At 35.0% G+C, this 19,027-nt stretch carries 14 protein-coding genes; all 14 read right to left on the reverse strand.

Features of this window, described 5'->3' with window-relative positions:
• Nucleotides 1-590 precede the first annotated feature (590 nt).
• Nucleotides 591-1,754 (reverse strand): bifunctional glutamate N-acetyltransferase/amino-acid acetyltransferase ArgJ, encoded by a 1,164-nt coding sequence (argJ, locus tag VF06_RS22655; protein WP_099067541.1) that lies wholly within the window; start codon nt 1,752-1,754, stop codon nt 591-593.
• A 207-nt stretch (nt 1,755-1,961) separates the two neighbouring features.
• Nucleotides 1,962-3,476 (reverse strand): hybrid sensor histidine kinase/response regulator, encoded by a 1,515-nt coding sequence (locus tag VF06_RS22660; protein WP_099067540.1) that lies wholly within the window; start codon nt 3,474-3,476, stop codon nt 1,962-1,964.
• A gap of 19 nt (nt 3,477-3,495) precedes the next feature.
• The gene (locus tag VF06_RS22665) at nt 3,496-5,451 is read right to left on the reverse strand and encodes a PAS domain-containing sensor histidine kinase (protein ID WP_244918069.1); all 1,956 of its coding nucleotides are present in this window, start codon (nt 5,449-5,451) and stop codon (nt 3,496-3,498) included.
• Between the two features lie 688 nt (nt 5,452-6,139).
• Nucleotides 6,140-6,493, reverse strand: coding sequence for a DMT family transporter (locus VF06_RS22670; protein ID WP_099067538.1), 354 nt, complete (start codon nt 6,491-6,493; stop codon nt 6,140-6,142).
• 101 nt (nt 6,494-6,594) lie between these two features.
• Nucleotides 6,595-7,629: a hypothetical protein gene (locus tag VF06_RS22675; protein ID WP_099067537.1), complete on the reverse strand. Its 1,035-nt coding sequence runs from the start codon at nt 7,627-7,629 to the stop codon at nt 6,595-6,597.
• Between the two features lie 7 nt (nt 7,630-7,636).
• The gene (locus VF06_RS22680) at nt 7,637-9,133 is read right to left on the reverse strand and encodes an MBOAT family O-acyltransferase (protein ID WP_244918066.1); all 1,497 of its coding nucleotides are present in this window, start codon (nt 9,131-9,133) and stop codon (nt 7,637-7,639) included.
• Between the two features lie 416 nt (nt 9,134-9,549).
• Complete coding sequence (locus tag VF06_RS22685) at nt 9,550-10,155, reverse strand: class I SAM-dependent methyltransferase (protein WP_257207535.1); 606 nt, start codon at nt 10,153-10,155, stop codon at nt 9,550-9,552.
• A 71-nt stretch (nt 10,156-10,226) separates the two neighbouring features.
• The gene (locus VF06_RS22690) at nt 10,227-10,928 is read right to left on the reverse strand and encodes an FkbM family methyltransferase (RefSeq protein ID WP_099067534.1); all 702 of its coding nucleotides are present in this window, start codon (nt 10,926-10,928) and stop codon (nt 10,227-10,229) included.
• Nucleotides 10,929-11,042: 114 nt separating this feature from the next.
• Nucleotides 11,043-11,933, reverse strand: coding sequence for a hypothetical protein (locus VF06_RS22695; RefSeq protein ID WP_099067533.1), 891 nt, complete (start codon nt 11,931-11,933; stop codon nt 11,043-11,045).
• A gap of 156 nt (nt 11,934-12,089) precedes the next feature.
• On the reverse strand, nt 12,090-13,028 hold the full coding sequence (locus tag VF06_RS22700; protein WP_099067532.1) for a class I SAM-dependent methyltransferase: 939 nt from the start codon (nt 13,026-13,028) through the stop codon (nt 12,090-12,092).
• A gap of 56 nt (nt 13,029-13,084) precedes the next feature.
• Nucleotides 13,085-14,443 carry a hypothetical protein gene (locus VF06_RS22705; protein WP_099067531.1) on the reverse strand — a complete coding sequence of 453 codons (1,359 nt, stop codon included), beginning with the start codon at nt 14,441-14,443 and terminating at the stop codon, nt 13,085-13,087.
• 322 nt (nt 14,444-14,765) lie between these two features.
• A complete protein-coding gene (locus VF06_RS22710; protein ID WP_073645620.1) occupies nt 14,766-15,653 on the reverse strand; it encodes an SDR family NAD(P)-dependent oxidoreductase in 888 nt (295 codons plus the stop codon).
• A 194-nt stretch (nt 15,654-15,847) separates the two neighbouring features.
• Nucleotides 15,848-17,212 (reverse strand): hypothetical protein, encoded by a 1,365-nt coding sequence (locus tag VF06_RS22715; protein WP_099067530.1) that lies wholly within the window; start codon nt 17,210-17,212, stop codon nt 15,848-15,850.
• Nucleotides 17,199-18,851 carry a cyclic peptide export ABC transporter gene (locus VF06_RS22720; RefSeq protein ID WP_099067529.1) on the reverse strand — a complete coding sequence of 551 codons (1,653 nt, stop codon included), beginning with the start codon at nt 18,849-18,851 and terminating at the stop codon, nt 17,199-17,201. Before VF06_RS22720 ends, VF06_RS22715 begins: the two co-directional genes overlap by 14 nt.
• Nucleotides 18,852-19,027 lie beyond the last annotated feature (176 nt).

A 19,027-nucleotide genomic window follows, 5' to 3' on the forward strand; every position in this document is an offset into this window, starting at 1 on the left:
TGTAGCGTTATCGAGCTATTTTGTGCTGAACTAGGAGATTTTGCAAAAATTCTCTCGTAATATCAACTAATTGCGTACAAATGTTAAGTTTATTTTCACCGTGCTGTACTGGCTAGCAAGTTTTTTTAATCTAACTCATATCATCTGTATTATACTATAATACAAATAGATTACTTATGTCAATTGCATCTTGTATAGCGGTGCTTTACGGCTTTAGCCCGGTCACGCTACTACTGGCGTGTCAAGGCTAAAATGGTGTATTAATAAACTCTTGTGGGGTGGGCATCCTGCCCGCCCGGACGGGTGAGGACACGCATCCCACAATAAAATATATTGCAATATTTAGGGGCTACTACTTAATATTTATAGCCTTTGAAAATTGATAGGTTATTTAAATCAACCACATCAATGTTGCGATATAAATAAGCTAGGACTTACGCACGAGTCACGGAAGAACGTAGACGCGGAGCGGCTTGCCGTAGGCTACCACAGAGGCACAGAGTTCACACAGAAATGAGAGTTTGAGAGATATTTTGCGTAAGTCCTGTAAGCATTAGATCGAAGGTAATTATATTAAGTAGCCGCTATACTCAAGTTGAGTATTTGCCATTAATTTCTATGTAACCTTCTGAAAGATCGCAACCCCACACAGTTGCAGCAGCTTCGCCAATATTCAAGCTAACATGAATATGTACTTTGTCTTGGGACATAATTTGCCGCAGTTGTTCAAGGTTTTCTGGGCTTAAAGTATCAGGATAAACTCTCACATTATCAAATCTGATAACAACCTTTTCGGAATTGATTTCTTGTTCAGTTTCACATTTACCGATAGCCATAGCAACTCTTCCCCAGTTGGGATCTGCGCCATAGATGGCGGTTTTTACTAATGGTGAATTGACAATTGCTTTAGCTACTTTTTTTGCTTGTGCATAGTTAATTGCAGAATCCACAGTTACCTCAATAATCTTAGTAGCTCCTTCTGCATCTTTAGCAATTTTGAGAACTAATTCATGTGCAACTTCTTGCAAAGCATTAGCAAAATCTTCTAGTGGAACTTCCCCTGCTAAACCATTTGCTAAAATTACGGCGGAGTCGCTTGTAGAAGTGTCAGTGTCTACACTCAAGCAATTAAATGTTTTATCGATGGTAGAGCGAAAAATCGAACGCAGACTATTTGCTTCAATAGCAGCATCAGTAAAAAAGAAAGTTAGGAGGGTAGCCATATTCGGCTCAATCATACCGACGCCTTTGGCAATTCCCACCAGATTCACATTTCCGATTTGACGTGTAGCTAATTTTGGTACTGTATCGGTGGTCATAATACCACGGGCTGCGGCATCAAAATCAACAGCAGTCAATTTTTTTCCGAATCCTGATAAACCAGCGCGGATTTTTTCAATGGGGTAACGTCTACCAATGACACCTGTGGAAGCTATGACAATATCATGTGCAGCAATTCCAGTTTCAGCTGCAACTAATTGTAAAACTTCTTGAGCGTCAGCAATACCAACAGCACCATTAGCGACATTTGCATTTTTAGAAATAACAACAATTGCTTGTGCTTGTGAATCCTTTAAATTATCGCGGCTAATAGTAACACTCGGCCCAGCAAACAGACTTTGAGTGAAAACTCCATCAGCCACACAAGGAACTGCTGATTTAATCACAACAAAATCATCTGTTGTATCTCGGATACCCAAGTTAGTAATAAATGCACTAAATCCTTGGGGTGTAGAAGATGTAGTTAATGACATTTTTTCTATTTAATCATCAGAATAAAGAATTGGTGAATTCAAAAGCCAGAATTCAGTAAATTGAATTACGGAATAATCAACGTCAAACATCATAAATTTTTAAGAAAGTGTTGGTTTTAAAAACCTGACTTTCTGATTTTGATTCCTAAATTCACCAATTCTGAGTTCTAATTATCTCAGTTTTTGTAACTGATACAAGCTAACAAACTATAAATCAGGCAAGGTTAGGGTGAATGTCGTCCATCCATTGCTGCTTTCTACTTCAATGGTTCCTTGCAGTTGTTCCACTAACTTTTGTACTATGGGTAGACCTAATCCTGAGCCACCTTGATTCCAGATATCTGCATGAGGAAGGCGATAGAATTTTTCAAAGATGCGTGGTAATTCTATTGCCGGAATTTCTGTTGAGTTCCTGATACTAATAATAGTTCTTGGGGGTGTTTCTGAAGAATTTTGATGTACATTGAAGATAATTTCACCGCCCGCAGGTGTATATTTACAAGCATTATTGAGCAATTCACCTAAGATTCGTTCTAAACTAGTGCCGTCTGAGAATAGTGGGGGGAGATTAGCAGGAAGATTTATTTGTAGAGTTTGCTGATGTTCTTGAATACGGATTTGAAATGGCTCAATCACCCAAGGTAGCCACTGTTGTAACAACAGTGCATCTGGTGTAATTATGGAGTAGGATGAGCTTTCTAGGCGTTGTAAGTCTAGTAAATCGTTGATTAGTTCTAGCTCGCGATCGCACTCGGCATCCATTAATTGTAGATAGTGTTGAGTTTCATCAATATCAGTAGTAGTTTGTAACATTTGAATCATGACTTTGATGTTACTCAGAGGCGATCGCAACTCATGAGAAACTAAACTCAAGAAGTCATTTTTGAGTTGATTTATTTCTTCTAATTGACTCACAAGTTGTTCTTGCTCTATTTGCTTTTGTCGCGCTTCAATGGCGCGTTTGCGCTCAGTAATATCTCGAAATATCAACACAGCACCCGTAATGTTATCTTTGTCATCTTTAATTGGTGCAGCACTATCATCAATTGGGATTTCTGCGCCGTTTCTGGCAATCAAAACCGTTTCCGTTGGTAGATTGACGATACTACCATCTTGAAGGGCTTTGACAATGGGATTTTCAATCGGGTGGTGAGTTTCTCCATTGGCAATATTAAATACTTCTGATGAACTTTTCCCAAAAGCTTCTTCTTGTTTCCATCCAGTCAAATTTTCAGCCACAGGATTCATAAAAGTTACCAATTCTTGTAAATCGCTAGCAATCACACCATCGCTGATACTTTTTAAAAGTGCATCCAGCCATTTTTTATTTGCTTTTAGTTGTTTTTCTAAACCGTGTTTGACCAAAGTTATCTCAATATTAGTTTGCAATTCTTTTTCTTTAAACGGCTTGATTAAATAACCAAATGGTTCAGTTATTTTGGCTCTTTGCAATGTAGTTTCATCTGCATAAGCCGTCAAATAAATTATTGGAATATCCAATTTTTTCGAGATTTCTTCAGCAGCTTCTATGCCGTCCATTTTGCCTTTTAACCTAATATCCATTAGCACCAAATCCGGCAAAATTTCCACAGCTTTATTAATGGCTTCTTCTCCAGAAGAAGCTATGGTAGGAACCAGATAACCAAATTTCTTTAATCGATACTGTAAATCTTTGGCAACAATAGCTTCATCTTCTACAACTAAAATTTTGGCGTTTGTCATATTAAAGATTTTTTATTTTTTATATAAAGGGAAATTTCAACTGGCATTCTACTCCATTTTCACCTTTGATATTGATAGTTCCTGCCAACTGATAGGTGAGAGCATCGACTAACTGTAAACCTAATGATGCTATTTTTTGTAAATCAAAGTCTGGAGGTAACCCAACACCATCATCGCTAACTTTCAGAATCAAATTATTGTCATCGCTGGGATAAAGTTGAATACAAATTGAACCATTTGTATTTGCGGGAAATGCATATTTTAAGGAATTAGATACAAGTTCGTGGATAATTAAGCTACAAGGAATAGCTGTATCCAAACCTAGTAAAACATCCTCAGTAATATTGATGTTTACAGCTATGTTATCTTCATTGACCTCATATGCAGTGAATAAACTTGCCACCAAATCTTGGGTATATTCCCTAAAATTAATCCTTGCTAAATCTTGGGATTGATACAATTTTTCGTGAATCAGAGCTATTGATGCAATTCGTTGTTGACTTTGTTGGAAGATTGCCAAATCTTGTTTATCTGTGATATACGCAGATTGCAAATTGAGCAAACTGGAAATCACCTGTAGATTATTTTTTACCCGATGATAAATTTCTTTTAATAAGACCTCTTTTTCTAAAAGTGATGCTCGAATTTGCTCTTGGGAATGCTTGCGATCGCTAATATCTTCGATGACAGCAATAAAATACTTTGGCTGTGCGTTAGATTCGCGCATTAAAGATACAGTGAGGTTAACCCAAACAATGGAATTATCTTTGCGGAAATAGCGCTTTTCCATTGAAAAAGTGGGAATGCGATCTGCTAGAATATCCTCAACATATTTTAGGTCAGCTTCAAGATCCTCTGGATAAGTAATATCTTGGAAAGTTAGCAATTGTAGTTCTTCGAGTGTATAACCAAGAATATCACAAAGCCTTTGATTAACTAATAACCATCTTCCATTTATTGCCACATGAGCAATGCCGACAGCAGCCTGATGAAATGCACACCGGAATCGCTGTTCGCTTTCCCGCAATGCTACTTCTATTCGTTGACGCCGAGTAATTTCTGTCTGTAATGATTGATTAATTCTAGTTAATTCTGCTGTCCGTTCCTCAACTATGTTTTCTAATTGATTAAGTAAACTACTGAGTGCCTCCTCTGCTTGCTTGCGCTCAGTTATATCAGTATGGGAGCCTGCCATCCTCACTACATCGCCGTTTTCATCCCACAGTCCTTGACCTCGATTTAAAATCCATTTGTAACTACCGTCTTTACATAAAACTCGATGCTCGGTAATGTAAAAAGGTGTTTTCTTAGCAAAGTGATCTTCAACTGCTTGTGTTACCCAATTGACATCGTCGGGATGCACTCGTTTTAACATTTCATCTAAATGGTTAGAAATTTCATGGTCTTGGTAACCAAGCATTTCCTTCCAACGAGTGGAGAAGAAAACTTCATTAGTTTTAAGATTCCAGTCCCAAATTCCATCATTATTACCACGTAAAGCTAATTGCCAGCGTTGTTCGTTTTCTCTTAAAATTTCCTCAGTGCGTTTGCGCTCACCAATTTCCTTTGCTAGTTGGCAATTAGCTGTCTCTAGTTGAGCAGGACTTGGTAGAGCTAATGCCTGGGGTATTAATGGTACAAGTTCTAAAGCGGTAACTACTGAGACAAAAGCGGTAATAGCTTTAATTAACCCTGATAGCCAATAAGCAGGGTACCAAAGCGTCCACACATCCATTAAATGAGTTGTGCCGCAAGCAACAATGAATGTGCTAAACATCAGGAATATCCAGTCAAAAGGTACATCTCTTCGTTTGCGAACAAAATAAACTAACATGACTGGAATTGAATAATAAGCAAGTGCAGTTAGCACATCTGAAATTAAATGCAACCATACAAGTCCTGGTTTCCAGAGGTAGCAATGTCCGTGAGGAATAAACTGGTCAGCAGAGAAAAAATTATTTAAAAATTCCACGATTGAAACCCATATACTGCACAAGTCCTCATCGAAGCCAGAGTGTGAGAAAAGAGATTTTCTGCCTAGCTTCGTAGACGCCAAGACGCCTAGTAGTTCGCCAAGTGAACTTGGCTCTTTAAAGGGAAAGGGGAAAGGGGAAAGGGGAAAGGGGAAAGGTTTTAAATCCCTTACTCTTTAGACCTTTCCCTTTCCCCAGCCCTCACAAGCGCATTTTTGTGTTGGCAGACCACTAGTAGTTCGCCAAGTAAACTTGGCGGGATAAAGGGAAAAGGCTTTTATCCCTTCCCCTTTTCCCTTTAACCTTTCCCCAACCTCCACCCAGCATTTTTGGGTTGGCAGACCACTAGAGTGTGGCTTCTCACATTCTAAAAGAGAAAATGTTCAGCATTCGTCAGAACAGTGCTGTGCTATAAAGCACAAGTTTTGGGCTAAGATTAAGTACACTTCGACGTTGGTTGGGGCTTCTACATCCTGGTTTAGGCATATTTTGTAAATTTTGTCACTGAAAAATTTAATAATTTATTTAAATTAAAATACCGCGATCGCTTTGGTGATTGTTACCGTAAATTTTCTGAAATAAATTTATATATAGCAATGAACAATTATTGATGAAAAACAAAATCCCCGACTTCTGTGAAAAAGTCGAGGTTCTGCGGCTATGCAACGATGCCAAATTGAGATTGATGAATTAAGAACGTGACATAATAATAATCCCCATCAAAATTATTCCTAGTCCCAGGCATTGGTTGAGGGCAAGGCGTTCTCCAAAAAACCAATTTCCAGTAATAGCAATTAGGCCAAATCCCAACCCAGCGAAGACGGGGTAAGCTGTGGAAACTGCTAGTTTATCTAATGCTTTGCCAAATAGAACTACGTTGATGCTGTAAAAAACCAGTCCACTGATAAACCAAGGGGACAATAGTAATGATACTAAACCAGGGTCGGGGGCTTCAAGGCGCGATCGCTTCAATAACAAATTTCCAATGCAAGTATTGATACTAGCAGCGAAAACGAAAGTCCATGCGTTGAAAGTAAAGTTCATATATAATCCTGATTAATAAAATTGCTTGACAAGCGATAATCAACTGTCTTTTTGAGTGCTTATGGAACTGGAATAGCGCCACTACACACCAAGTTGAATTTTTAAATGTAGGGTTTAATAAGAGATATTACTTGTTGAGTTCTTATTTTTCTACCAATATCATTAGGATGATAGTGAGTATCAAACATTAAATTATGCTGTAAAGTAGCTTGATAAGGATCTCCAAGTATAGGAATTTTATTATGTTGGTAATATTTTTTGATATCGTCAAAAAATAATTGATATTTCTTTTGGTGATATTGCTCTTTTTGCTGCATAACAGGATAAAGAGCTAAAACTTTAACTTTTTTGTGTTTGCACCAATTAAGAAAATCTTCAATAATACCGTGACTATCAATTTTGTAGTTTTCACCAATATCAAATTGAACAGGTAAAGTGTCTAATGCCTTACCACCTATATTACAAAGTTCGTCTCCAAAACCATTAAAAGAAAATCCTGTGTAACATTTAGTTTTTAAAGTTTTATGTAAATCAAAAAAAACATCTTGTCTAATATTATTCATGAATAGACTTAATACAATATCTGTATTAGATATTTTTAAAATATGATTGAACTTTTCAACAGTGCTTAAGCTATGAAAATATTCAGGATCGTTTGATAAGACGTGTTTAAGATAAGTATTGCTAATTTCACCATCCCACATGTATGCACTATATTCTAGGGGTAACAAAACAATGTCTCCTTCCGCTATACTTTTTTTTGCATCATCGAGTATATATTTAATATCAAGCCCTGCATGAATCGCTAAGTTTACTGTAGGTATTCCTATTTCTTGAGAAATTGTTTCTGCGCTAATACCAAAAAGGGCATTACTTCCAGCAACAATCAATATTTTATTGCCTAAAACTGATAAAGCTTTATTTTTTTTATGTTTTTGTGCAACTGATATCCAATCTTCTGTACCTATAATATAACGACCTACTAAGCAAAAACCCAAAATTAGATGAGTAGATAATCCTAAAAACAAGCACAAAAAAACAATGATTAAATAGGTTTTACATGTCTTGTGCTGATGTTCAAAATAGCTCGATATTTGCAATTCAAACTTGGATGTTTCTTTTTTAATGTACGACATATTTTGATTAAAATTGAAAGTACAAAAACTCTGATGCTTTAGCTTCTAATACCTTTGATATAGCTATAAAAGATATCAGTCCTAAGCTTGTTGCCCAAAGTAAGTTAGGTTTCCATAAAAATCCATGATTAATTTTACTGTCATCACTTGATAAAGTAGGTTTATACTGCATAAGTATCTGTTGAGTATTAGGTGCAAACCAGACAATGAGCAATAAAAAGGGCAACCAAAATCCATAGAAAACAATGTTGGAAGTTAAATTTGATAAGTTATTGTGAAAGAAACTACTAAAATTAAACTTCATCATTGATTGCAGAATAATAATTGCTCCATCAAGTGACTCTGAACGGAAAAATACCCAGGCAATAACTACAGATAAAAAAGTCAGTATTCGGTAAAATAATATTTCCAAAATAGATTGTTTATTATTATGCCAAGATAAATATTTTTTCATAGATATATATAAATGATTTATGATTAAATAACATCCATGCAGTCCTCCCCAAATAACAAACGTCCATGACGCACCATGCCATAAACCTCCAAGCAGCATTGTAATCAAAAGATTTAGATATCGCCTCGTTTCTCCCTTACGATTTCCTCCAAGAGGAATGTATAGATAATCCTTAAGAAATCGCGACAGTGTAATGTGCCAACGCCTCCAAAAATCAATAATACTATTAGCTTTATAGGGAGAATCGAAGTTAATTGGCAATGTAATACCAAAAATTCTGGAAATACCAATTGCCATATCTGAGTATCCTGAAAAGTCAAAGTATAGCTGGAATGTATACGCTAAGACACCACGCCAAGCTTCAAAAGAATCAAGTTCCGTTCCAGATGCAGCTGCGACAAAAATGGGTGTTGAATATGCAGATACACCATCTGCTATAATCACTTTTTTAAATAATCCTAAAGAAAAAATAGTCCATCCTAATGCAAAATTTTCATAACTAAATTTGATAATTTTTTGATTAGCAAATTGTGGTACTATTTCCCAATGATGAACAATTGGCCCTGCAATTAATTGAGGAAAAAATATGACAAATAAACAATAATCTAAAAAACTATAACTTCGAGTTTTTCCATTATATGAATCAACTAAATATGCAATTTTTTGGAAAGTAAAAAATGAAATACCTAGTGGGAGTATTATATTTTTTAAATTCAATTCTGCCCCAGTAAATACATTGAAGTTATCGATAAGAAAGTTTGCATATTTATAGTAGCCTAATATGGCTAAATTTACAGCAATACCTAGATACAAAAATAAATTATAAACCCACATTGAATATGATTTTGCTGGATTATTTTGGTATTTATTTCCTAACAAAATACCCATTCTATAGTTAAAAATCATTGATGAAACAATGAGGATTATTGAGCCATAATTCCAGTATCCATAAAAGACAAAGGATGCTAAAGTTAGCCAAATAATTGCGGCTTGACGAAGCCCAAAGCTACCTAATCCATAAAATCCGAAGATTGTTATAGGTAAGAACACAAAAAGAAACTCAAAAGAGTTGAATAGCATATAAAGATTAATTACTCAAATATATATTTGCAGTGATTTTCAATCATTTATGAAAAATAAGTAGAAATAAATTAAACCTAACTCGATCTCGCCTTCGACTCCGCTCAAACCTCTTGGAATCAGCTTACTGAGCATTGAGCGCTTGCTTGGCGTAGCGTCTCCCCTTGGGAGAAGTCGAAATGCGTCTTCTAAATAATTGTGTCCACCTACTTATTAAGGTAGGCAGTGTCAGAAGTTAAAATATCTCATTAACTGCCCAGTTAGCTGTATTTCACAAATTAAATAGAAATCCTATATGTTGAAATCATGAATCTTAAGACAATTGAAGAGTGCTATCAATTGTTTCAAAACTAAGTGTTGACGATAATTAGCGCAAATAAAATATCTCATTTTACTGCTTCAATATTAAGACTTACAGGATAATATTTCCCGCCCACAAAATGTTGATATACAGAATAATCATCAAAGGTAGTCATTTCACAAGAATTTGGTTGCCATTGCCGAATCTTTTGAAATCCTGTCCTTTTTAATAACTTTTCTGCACTGGAATTAGTAAATGTTGTCATATGAAAGTTATGCTCATAATCCTGACCTCCCATTAGAATGCCTAAAATCGTATCAATGTTGTTTCCATTTTTGTTATAGATATTTAGCAATAAATCAAAATCAGGAACAGATAAACGTAGGATGCCACCTTTTTTCAGCACGCGAAACCATTCAGATAAAACTTTGGGAACTTTAGCATGGGGAAAATGCTCCAAACAGTGTGAAGCGTATATTAGATTCACACTATTGTCTTCAAAAGGAGATAGTTTATCGATTGATATTTGATAGTGAATATGAGGTGCTGCTAAAAGATCAACGTTAACAAATTTAGGATGTATCACAAAACCACATCCTAAATGAAGATTGATTTCCCCAGTTTCAACTGATGGTAAATTAAATGGTAAAAATTTGCTTTTAATATTTGCGTATTTGACACGTAAAGACACTGGAATTAAATTCTTGTAGAAGCTTATATTCATACATCAAATCCTTTGAACACTAGACTATAATTTAGTTATTAATTCACCTTTTCATAAACTATGTCGTAGTAATTTCCTCCGTTTTTACGTGAAGCAAAATTATGCTTAGAGTATTCTTTAAACCCATGATTAAGCAGAAAACTCTCAATATCCTTGAGTTGACAACAACCAACATACGATTCAAAATCAGGTACTTCTGTTTTAATGTATTTAAATTTATCTAAAATAGACTCTGCTCCTTTCAAAACAAGTAATTCAGAACCTTGTGTGTCCATAACAAGAGCATCATATTTGTCTATGTTTATATTTTCCTTATGTACTAAAGATACCAATGTCGTACTTTTAAGCATAATAGATCGTTCATAATTAACCTGTGGCCAAATATCTTTATGAAGATTAAAATGAAAAATTGATGAAGATGCTCCATTATTGTTAGCGATGTTAAATTCATAATTTTCGTTTTCCTTGTCAGTTACCAAATATTTATATCCTTGCTGGCGTGGGTATTTTTTCAGATTATTTTTCAATTTTTCAAATATTTCAGGTATTGGTTCAATCCAAATGACATCTAGTTTTTGCTGTGCATAGATTTTTCTCTCCTGACCTGTATTAGCACCAACATGAATGACACCAGAAACGTTATTAAGAAATGAATCTGGATTTTTTTTCAACTTTATTCCTATCGTTCTAAGTACTATTTCTGTCCAATTTGTCAAATGGTTTATTTGTGTAGCTTCCATAATTTATCTCCATGTTTATGGTTAATTATTGAATTTTATTAAGATGAAAATAGTCACAGACAGTAATTATTGCTAAACTGCGATCGCAGCGTTTAAAACAACATTTTTAAAATTTTATACATTGGTTTTAGTCTTAGAATTAACCTCTTTTACCAACTTCACAAAACGAGGCATGTCAACCAGAAATGAGAAAATAGCAGATAATGAGTTAGATTTTTTAAGTCCCCAAGGTGTTAGCTTCCAGGTTGCAACAAATCCATTAGCCATATGCACATCTCCGGCTAACTTGGCATTTTGTTTAGCTTCGTCACCTCTAACGTAAGCCACACCCCGACCACCTGATAAGTGAGCATAGTTATGATTCTGATGTATGGCTGTTACCACATCTGTGGCATCAACAACCGGTATTCCTAATTTCCGAGCATAATAAACCATCCAATGATCCCAATGACCCCTTCCAACAGCAAAAGATGGAATTTCGGCATAAAGTGGCTTAGGAAATACAAAATAATCCATACACACAATTGATGCCAATGCCCCTTGTTTTAAAGCAAAGTGACGAATTTCTGTATCCCAATTAGGTAGATCAAAGTTCAGCAGTTCTGTAATATTTACATCAGTACGCTGTCCAGTCATGATAAAACGATCGAAAGATGCGGTTTGCAATTGCTTAACAGCCACCAAGAAGTCATTTAATAGAATGATGTCAGTATTCACATAACTCAGAATAGAACCTTTAGCAAGTTCATGAGCTTGTCGAAATATACCATCTAACAAAGGTGTACCATATTCATTTAACTGAATATTTGGCACGTGAATTACATCCAATTTTTGAGAAACTTCTTCGATACCTTCGTCGTTACCAAACAAAATAATCTGTGGTTGAGGAGAAAGCAATTTCCAACTCTTAATCGCGTTCTCTTGAATAATAGCAATATGTCCTTTAAAGGCTTTAGGCACAGTAAAAATTGTAATCGGTTCTTCAGGAAAATAGATTAAGTTCATATCCTTGATTAGTCTGATTACAGAAAGCTGTATGTATGATATTTGTATCTGAATTACATTATTGATAGCTGGTTGATAATGAATAGCGATCGCTTCTCATACAGATGCATCCGATATAAGTCTATATATTGCAAGAGCGATCGCCACTTTTTTATCCTACTTCTTACTTCCTATTTTCAACATAGATCTATTGTTTGGAATAATCCAGAAAAATGGATTACCCCAGATTCGAGTGCTAATAGCAATATATAATCCTATTAACTGAATACTCCATAAATGTAAATTCCACCTTGTGGGAAGTTGCGTTTTCTGGTCAATTTTACGCAGTACAATTGGGTTCCAGCCAAGTTGCCCATCAACCAAATGTAATCCCTGTTTGGTAAACAGACTCAACCTGCCACTATACTTTTGATTTGACTTCAAATGCGTCAAATAATTCTCATTAACTAAATAGAATGGGGCATGAATAATAGCTTTTCCTCCAAATCGCAAATAGCCAGCAATTTCAGCCACAAAAGAGGGTGGGTCGGAAACGTGTTCTAGCACATCTAAGCACAAAACCACATCATAAGCTTCTTTAGAAATTGCCTGAATATCATTAACAATAGATACTGCCAAGCCAGAGTCTTTAAAGAGCCGACGAGCAAACGTTTCCGTATAGCCTGGAACATCATAATAAGTAACATGATGTCCAGCTTGAGCCAAATAAAGAGTATCAATGCCCAACCCATCCCCTAAACAGAGAATATCCAAAGGAGAACTCTTTTCCCGGCTCAAATACTTCCCAATCCAATCACGCATTTGTAGCTTAATGTGATTACGGTTCCACGCCACCAAATTGTACAAAAATGCATCTGTATTCTTGTAAAATTCGCTCATCTCTTCGCTCCAGACATGGGGTAACAAACCCTGTTCATGAAAGTCACGGATTTGTTTACGACCAAGATTAATTTCTTCTTCTTCTAGATTATGACGAACAGTTTCAACAGATTCATGAGTAATTTCAGCAATCAAATTAATAATCCAATTGTTATCATCAAGTGGTTTAACAAGAGGAGAAGGAAGACTTACACGCTGGTCAGTAAAAAAGATCATATTTTTAATTTCCTAAAGGTTACAAATTATTACTATTGTTATCCACTGAATTAGTTTTACCAAAAGGCTTTTGCTTTATTGCCTTGTAAAATATCAGGATTTTCTATACTTCTTTTGTTGATTTGGCGAAATACAATAAAAGCGATTGCCAAAGCTTGAATTTTTTTAATTACTGTATTAAAGTTGATTTGTTCATCACCTATGATTGTTGTTAAAAATCCAATTGGTTTTGTCACAGTAAACCAGGGAAAGCCAGGATTTATTATCATTTTAATATTATGTTGTCCATAAAGTAATTTCAATCCTTGAAGATAAGCTGTCCATCTATATACTTGTTCTATCCAAGCTTTTTTTGGTGGCTTATCCATTGTCATATCTGTAATACTAGGCGTTCTGTTTGTAGAAATAACATCTAGAATTATGTTGTCTACAAACCCCGCATGTTTAGCTAAGATAGTCAGAAAAGCGTCTTCACCTCTTCCAGGATATCTTTCAGCGATTACTGCTAACAAACTAACTATTGTGTCAGTTTTACCAACTGTACCTCCTCCCCATTTACACTGATAGCCGCTAAATCTACCATGAACAATATCTAGAAACCATTGGATAGGAGGCACTTCTTCAGTAAAATTAGGAAGTAAAACTTCAGTTCCATTCACTATATCTTTTCGATAAATAGCAAACTTATTTCTCGCACCCAAGATATCTATTTTAGGGTTATTTTGTAGTTGATTTACTATTAACTTTAAGCCGTTAGACTCTGGATCGATAACTGAATAATTTTGATTGACTAAAAAGAGAGATTCAGCATCAAAAGTCACCAAAATGGCAGGAGGTATCCATCCATATTTTATACTCTTAAGCAATAATGAACCATAAATATCTCCTAAAATACGTATTTTACCTGCTGAATGTTTCCCTTCTTTTTGATGCACAATAAATATTCTATGTCTGCAATGATGTTTCTCCATATTATTTAAATAATATGGTTCACCTTCGCACATTACATTGCCAAATATTGGCGCTGGAATATTGTTTGCCAGCTTTTCTCCAGTATATAGATGAATAACTTGGATATCTGGTAATAACACAAATTGATCGATAACAGTTGGACATTCAAAACCATTGTTCAAACCGATGACTATATCAGCTATCATCCCCATTTGTGAGATTTGTTGAATGATTTTAGGGATGGTATAGGGTAAATAATTTTCGGCTCCTTTAGTAGTTGCAACTATTCCTAATATTCTCGTGTTGTCAAAAGTATTATTAGTTTTACTCTGAATCCAATTTCTATAAGACAAAACAGCTTGTACATCTGCTTCTAAAGTTCTGTCTTGTTTTTCTCGTAATGTAATTCTCTCTTCTACAAAATTGCTGGATTGTTGTAATGGTAATAGTTTAGTGAAAAACATTGCTTTACTCCTTTGAGATATAACTTATTTACCAACGCAATTTCATACACAGTAATCGAGGTGACATTCGCTGTGATTTTAGATAGTAGCGATCGCGTTATTATTCAAGTCAAAAATACAAGTATTGGTATTCCACCAGACATGAAAAACAAAATGTTAATTTTTTTTGCACAGTAAATAGCGATCTACAAGTTGACCTTATATGCGTTGATATATTGCCAAAGCGATCGCCATTACACATCGAGCTAGCCTGAAACTACAAACGAATCTAAATACTGCCAGAAATTTCTTCATCTACCTGAAAGCAAATTCTTAACAGGACTTAACTCTTTTTGTGACGTATTTCATAATGATGAACTGGCGCAGTGATATGATCTGCGGCAAAATTTTTGGCATTTGCACGCCTGCGGTTCAGCTTAACTATGTCCAACCACTGATAAACTTTATCTACAAATTCTGGACAAAATTGCCCAATAGCAAACATTAGTTTAGTCATATTTGCTGTTAGTAGATTTTGATTGACAATTATCTCCGAGTTGTTTTGTTTGATAGCTCTAATTACTGCATTTGCTACATCTATTGGTGTAGATATACCTGCTAACCAAGGAACAGATACACGACTATTAACAGTCATACCAGTTTCAGAGATATATCCTGGACAGATTACTGAGATGTTAGTATCAGTGGCAGCTAATTCTTGTCGCATAGCATCAGTCCACATAATCAAACCAGCTTTACTCGCAGAATAAATGCTGTTGTAAGGGACTCCCTTTTTGCCAGCTAGAGAAGCAATATTAACAATGTGACCAGTACGCCGCTCCAACATACTTGGCAGAAACAAACGGGTTAATTCAGCAGCAGCGAGTAAATTAATTGTTAATATTGACTGGATATCCTCTAGAGAATAATCAACAAAATCTCCGTAAATCTCTATGCCAGCATTATTAATTATAATATCTACTGAACCAACAATTTTATTAATGTGCTGCTTGAGAGTTGATAATTCTGTGACATTTTTAATATCAAAGGGAATACTTATCCCTTTCCCACCCAAAGCTTTGATTTGAGCGCATGTTATATCTAGCCCTGATTTCAAACGAGAAACACAAACTACAGTTGCATGTTCTCTAGCTAGAGCGCGAGCAATATATACTCCTAAACCACGCGATGCACCTGTCAAAAGTACTGTTTTACCTGCTAAACTTGTCATGATAAACACCTTAAATCTTATCCTGTTGCTGTCACACTATTTGAGAAAATAAAGCTGTAAATAACAGCTTTGTTAGATAAATTTTGCTATTTATTTATCTGTTGATTCTTTACTGTAATTAATTTATATGCCTGAATAATATAAATTAAATGATTCGGAGTCTGCGCCACATTTTCAATCACTCGAAGATATTTTCACCAAAAAGCTTTTGCTTCACTCCCCTGTAAGACATCATACTTTTTATGGCTATTTATTTGCACTTTTTGAGAAATAAAAAATGCAATTATCATCAATTTTATTTTATTGATTACCGTATATAAATTAATTTTTTCATCTGCGATTACTAGTTTCCAAAATTTAATTGGATGGGTTAAAATAAAATAAGGAAAACCATGATTTACCAACATTTTAATGTTATGTTTTCCGTAAAGTAAATTTAAGGGATAAGTAGAAACGAACCATCTATATATTTGTTCTATCCAAGCTTTTTTTTGGGGTTGTTCTATTGTCATATCCGTCATACTGGGAGTTCTATTTGTCGAAATGACATCTAAAAATATGTCGTCTATAAAGCCTGCATACTTAGCTAAGATGGTAAGTTGAGTATCTTCGCCTCTAATACCTGGATAATTTTTAGAAATCACTACTAATAAGCTCACCATCACATCAGTTCTACCAAATGTGCCTCCTCCACATTTACACTGAAAACCGCTGAATCTACCATGAGCAATATCCATAAACCATTGGATAGGAGGCACTTGCTCGCTAAAATCAGGCACTAAAACTTCAATTCCATCTAATATTGCTTTTTGATAAACAGCAAACTTATTTCTGGTACTTAAAATATCAATTTTAGACTGATTTTGCAGTTCATTGACTATTAATTTTAAGCCATTAGATTCTAAATCTATAACTGAATGATTGTGGGCAACTAAAAACTGAGATTCAGCGTCAAAAGTCACTAAAATGGCAGGTGGTATCCATCCATGTTCAATACTCTTGAGTAGTAATGAACCATAAATATCTCCCAAAATTCGGATTTTCCCTGCTGAGTGTTGCCCCTGTTTTTGATGTACAACAAATATTCTATGTCTGCATTGCAGAGGGTCAATGTTAGTTAAGTAATAAGGTTTTCCTTGGCACATTACATTATCAAATATTGATGCTGGAATATTATTGGCTAACTTTTCTTCAGTATATAAATGAATAATTTCGGTATTTGGTAGCAAACTAAAACCATCTATAACAACTGGACATTCAAAGCCATTATTTAAACCAATGACTATATCAGCCATCATCCCTATTTCAGAAATTTGTTGAATAATTTTAGGGATAGTATAAGGTAAATAATTTTCGGCTCCTTTAGTAGTTGCAACTGTGCCTAATATTCTGGTGTTGTCAAAAGTATGATTAGTTTGAGTCCGAATCCAATCTCGATAATAGAGAACAGATTTGACATCTGCATTCAAAGTTCGATTTTGTTTTTCTCGTAATGTAATTTCTTCTGGTAAAAATTTTCTGAATTCATCAGATAATTTGAAAACATTATTCAAAAACATTAATTTGCTCCTTTCTAATATTTAAATGTTCAGTTTTTACTTGACCGTATTCCAGCTTGACAATTCGATCTGCTAGATAAAAATATTGATCGTCGTGACTAATAACCAGTACAGTTTTTCCTCTATTCTTTAGCTCTGGGAGAAGTTGAGTGTAAAAAATTTCTTTGAATACAGGATCTTGATCTGATGCCCATTCATCAAACATATAGATGGGACGATCTTCGAGATAAGCAGTAAGCAAAGCAAGGCGTTTGCGTTGTCCTTGAGAAAGCTCTGTAGTGGAAAGTACGCCATTCTTTACCTTAACTTTGTGGTCAAGTTGCAATTTGGCGAGATATTTTTGAGTTTGGAAATCGAGATTTTGATTATCAAAACCCAGAAAGCGATCGAAAAGATAAAAATCAGAAAATACCACCGAAAATTGCTGACGATACCATTCTATATTCTCGTTATTAATGGGATTACCATCTAGATAAATATTTCCTGTTTCAGGTATGTAAAGCCCAGTAATTAATTTAGCAAGAGTAGATTTACCACTACCATTACCTCCTAAAATAAAAATAATTTCTCCTTGATGAAGTTTCAAGTTAATAGGCCCAAGTACAAAACTGTTTTCTTCTGGTTCGTGATAGTAACTATGAGTAATATTTTCCAGCTTTAAATGTTTCCATTTATGGGATATCAATAAAGTATCATCAACGATTTCATTTGCAGAATTTGTCAATGAAAGGCCTAAAGATTCTACTTTTTTTAAAGCAACTACCGCTCTAGTTATATTAGGCATTGTACTCATAATATACTCCAGAGGAGATATCAAGTAAATAATAGTTAGAGCGTATGCAGATAAAATTGTAGGATGAATTTTGTTAATTGCAGGTATAGCGAATAAAAGCAAACCAATGGCAACAAAAAATAAAATTTGTCCCCAACTAGCAGCGGCAGCAAATATACTCATACCCACAACATTATGCTGGCGAGAGGATAGAGCAGTCTTATGCAAATCTTCTGAGAGAAATGCTTGCCGTCGTCTGCGGTGTAGTTTGAGTTCCTTTGTACCTTGGGTTATGGCGCGGAAATGCTTAAATAATTTATCTTCCTGTTCGCGAGCCAGTTTCAAAAAAGACATGGCTTTCATTGTTGGTAATGAATAGCTAAATATTCCCAAGAACATAAAGCTAATACCTATAAGGAAAATAAGTCGAGATAACCAACCCAAATAAATTAGGCAAGCAATTACAATAGCAATATTAATACATAAAAAAGGAATAATAATAATTGTATTAGAAATTGTCTGGATATCTTCAACAAGGACAGCTAAAAGAGCATGAATACCAATTTTTTCTAACTGCTTTAAAGGCGATGCTAAAATCCGACGACTTAACAAAATCCGCAAATTGAGAATGGCTTTTTGTGAAACTTGAATTAATAAAATTTGAGAAATAAAATTAGCAATTAGCCGTAGTATACACAGAGCAATAAAACTCCAGAATAGTATAGCTTTCGATGGTTGATTTTGATTTAGTGTTGTATTAATTAGGGCAATTAAACCCGCAGCAGTACCACCGCTTAGAATGCCAGCTAACATTGCCAGACTGAGGTGAAGAGAAGAAGTACGTAATAGTAGGCGGATGAGGTTCATAATAGTAGTGAATTAACAATGGACAGGATTTTATCCGAGCCATGTTGTTTATTTATGCTTTAAGACTTGTGTCTGCTTAATACTGAAAATTTTAAAATCAACTGCGGCTATAGGAATCATCTTTGATTTTTGAAATTCTATAGTGTAGTTGGGGAGTGGGGAGTAGGGAATAGAGA

Origin of the sequence: Nostoc linckia z4, assembly GCF_002608075.1 — a bacterium.
GTDB classification, from domain to species: domain Bacteria; phylum Cyanobacteriota; class Cyanobacteriia; order Cyanobacteriales; family Nostocaceae; genus Nostoc; species Nostoc linckia.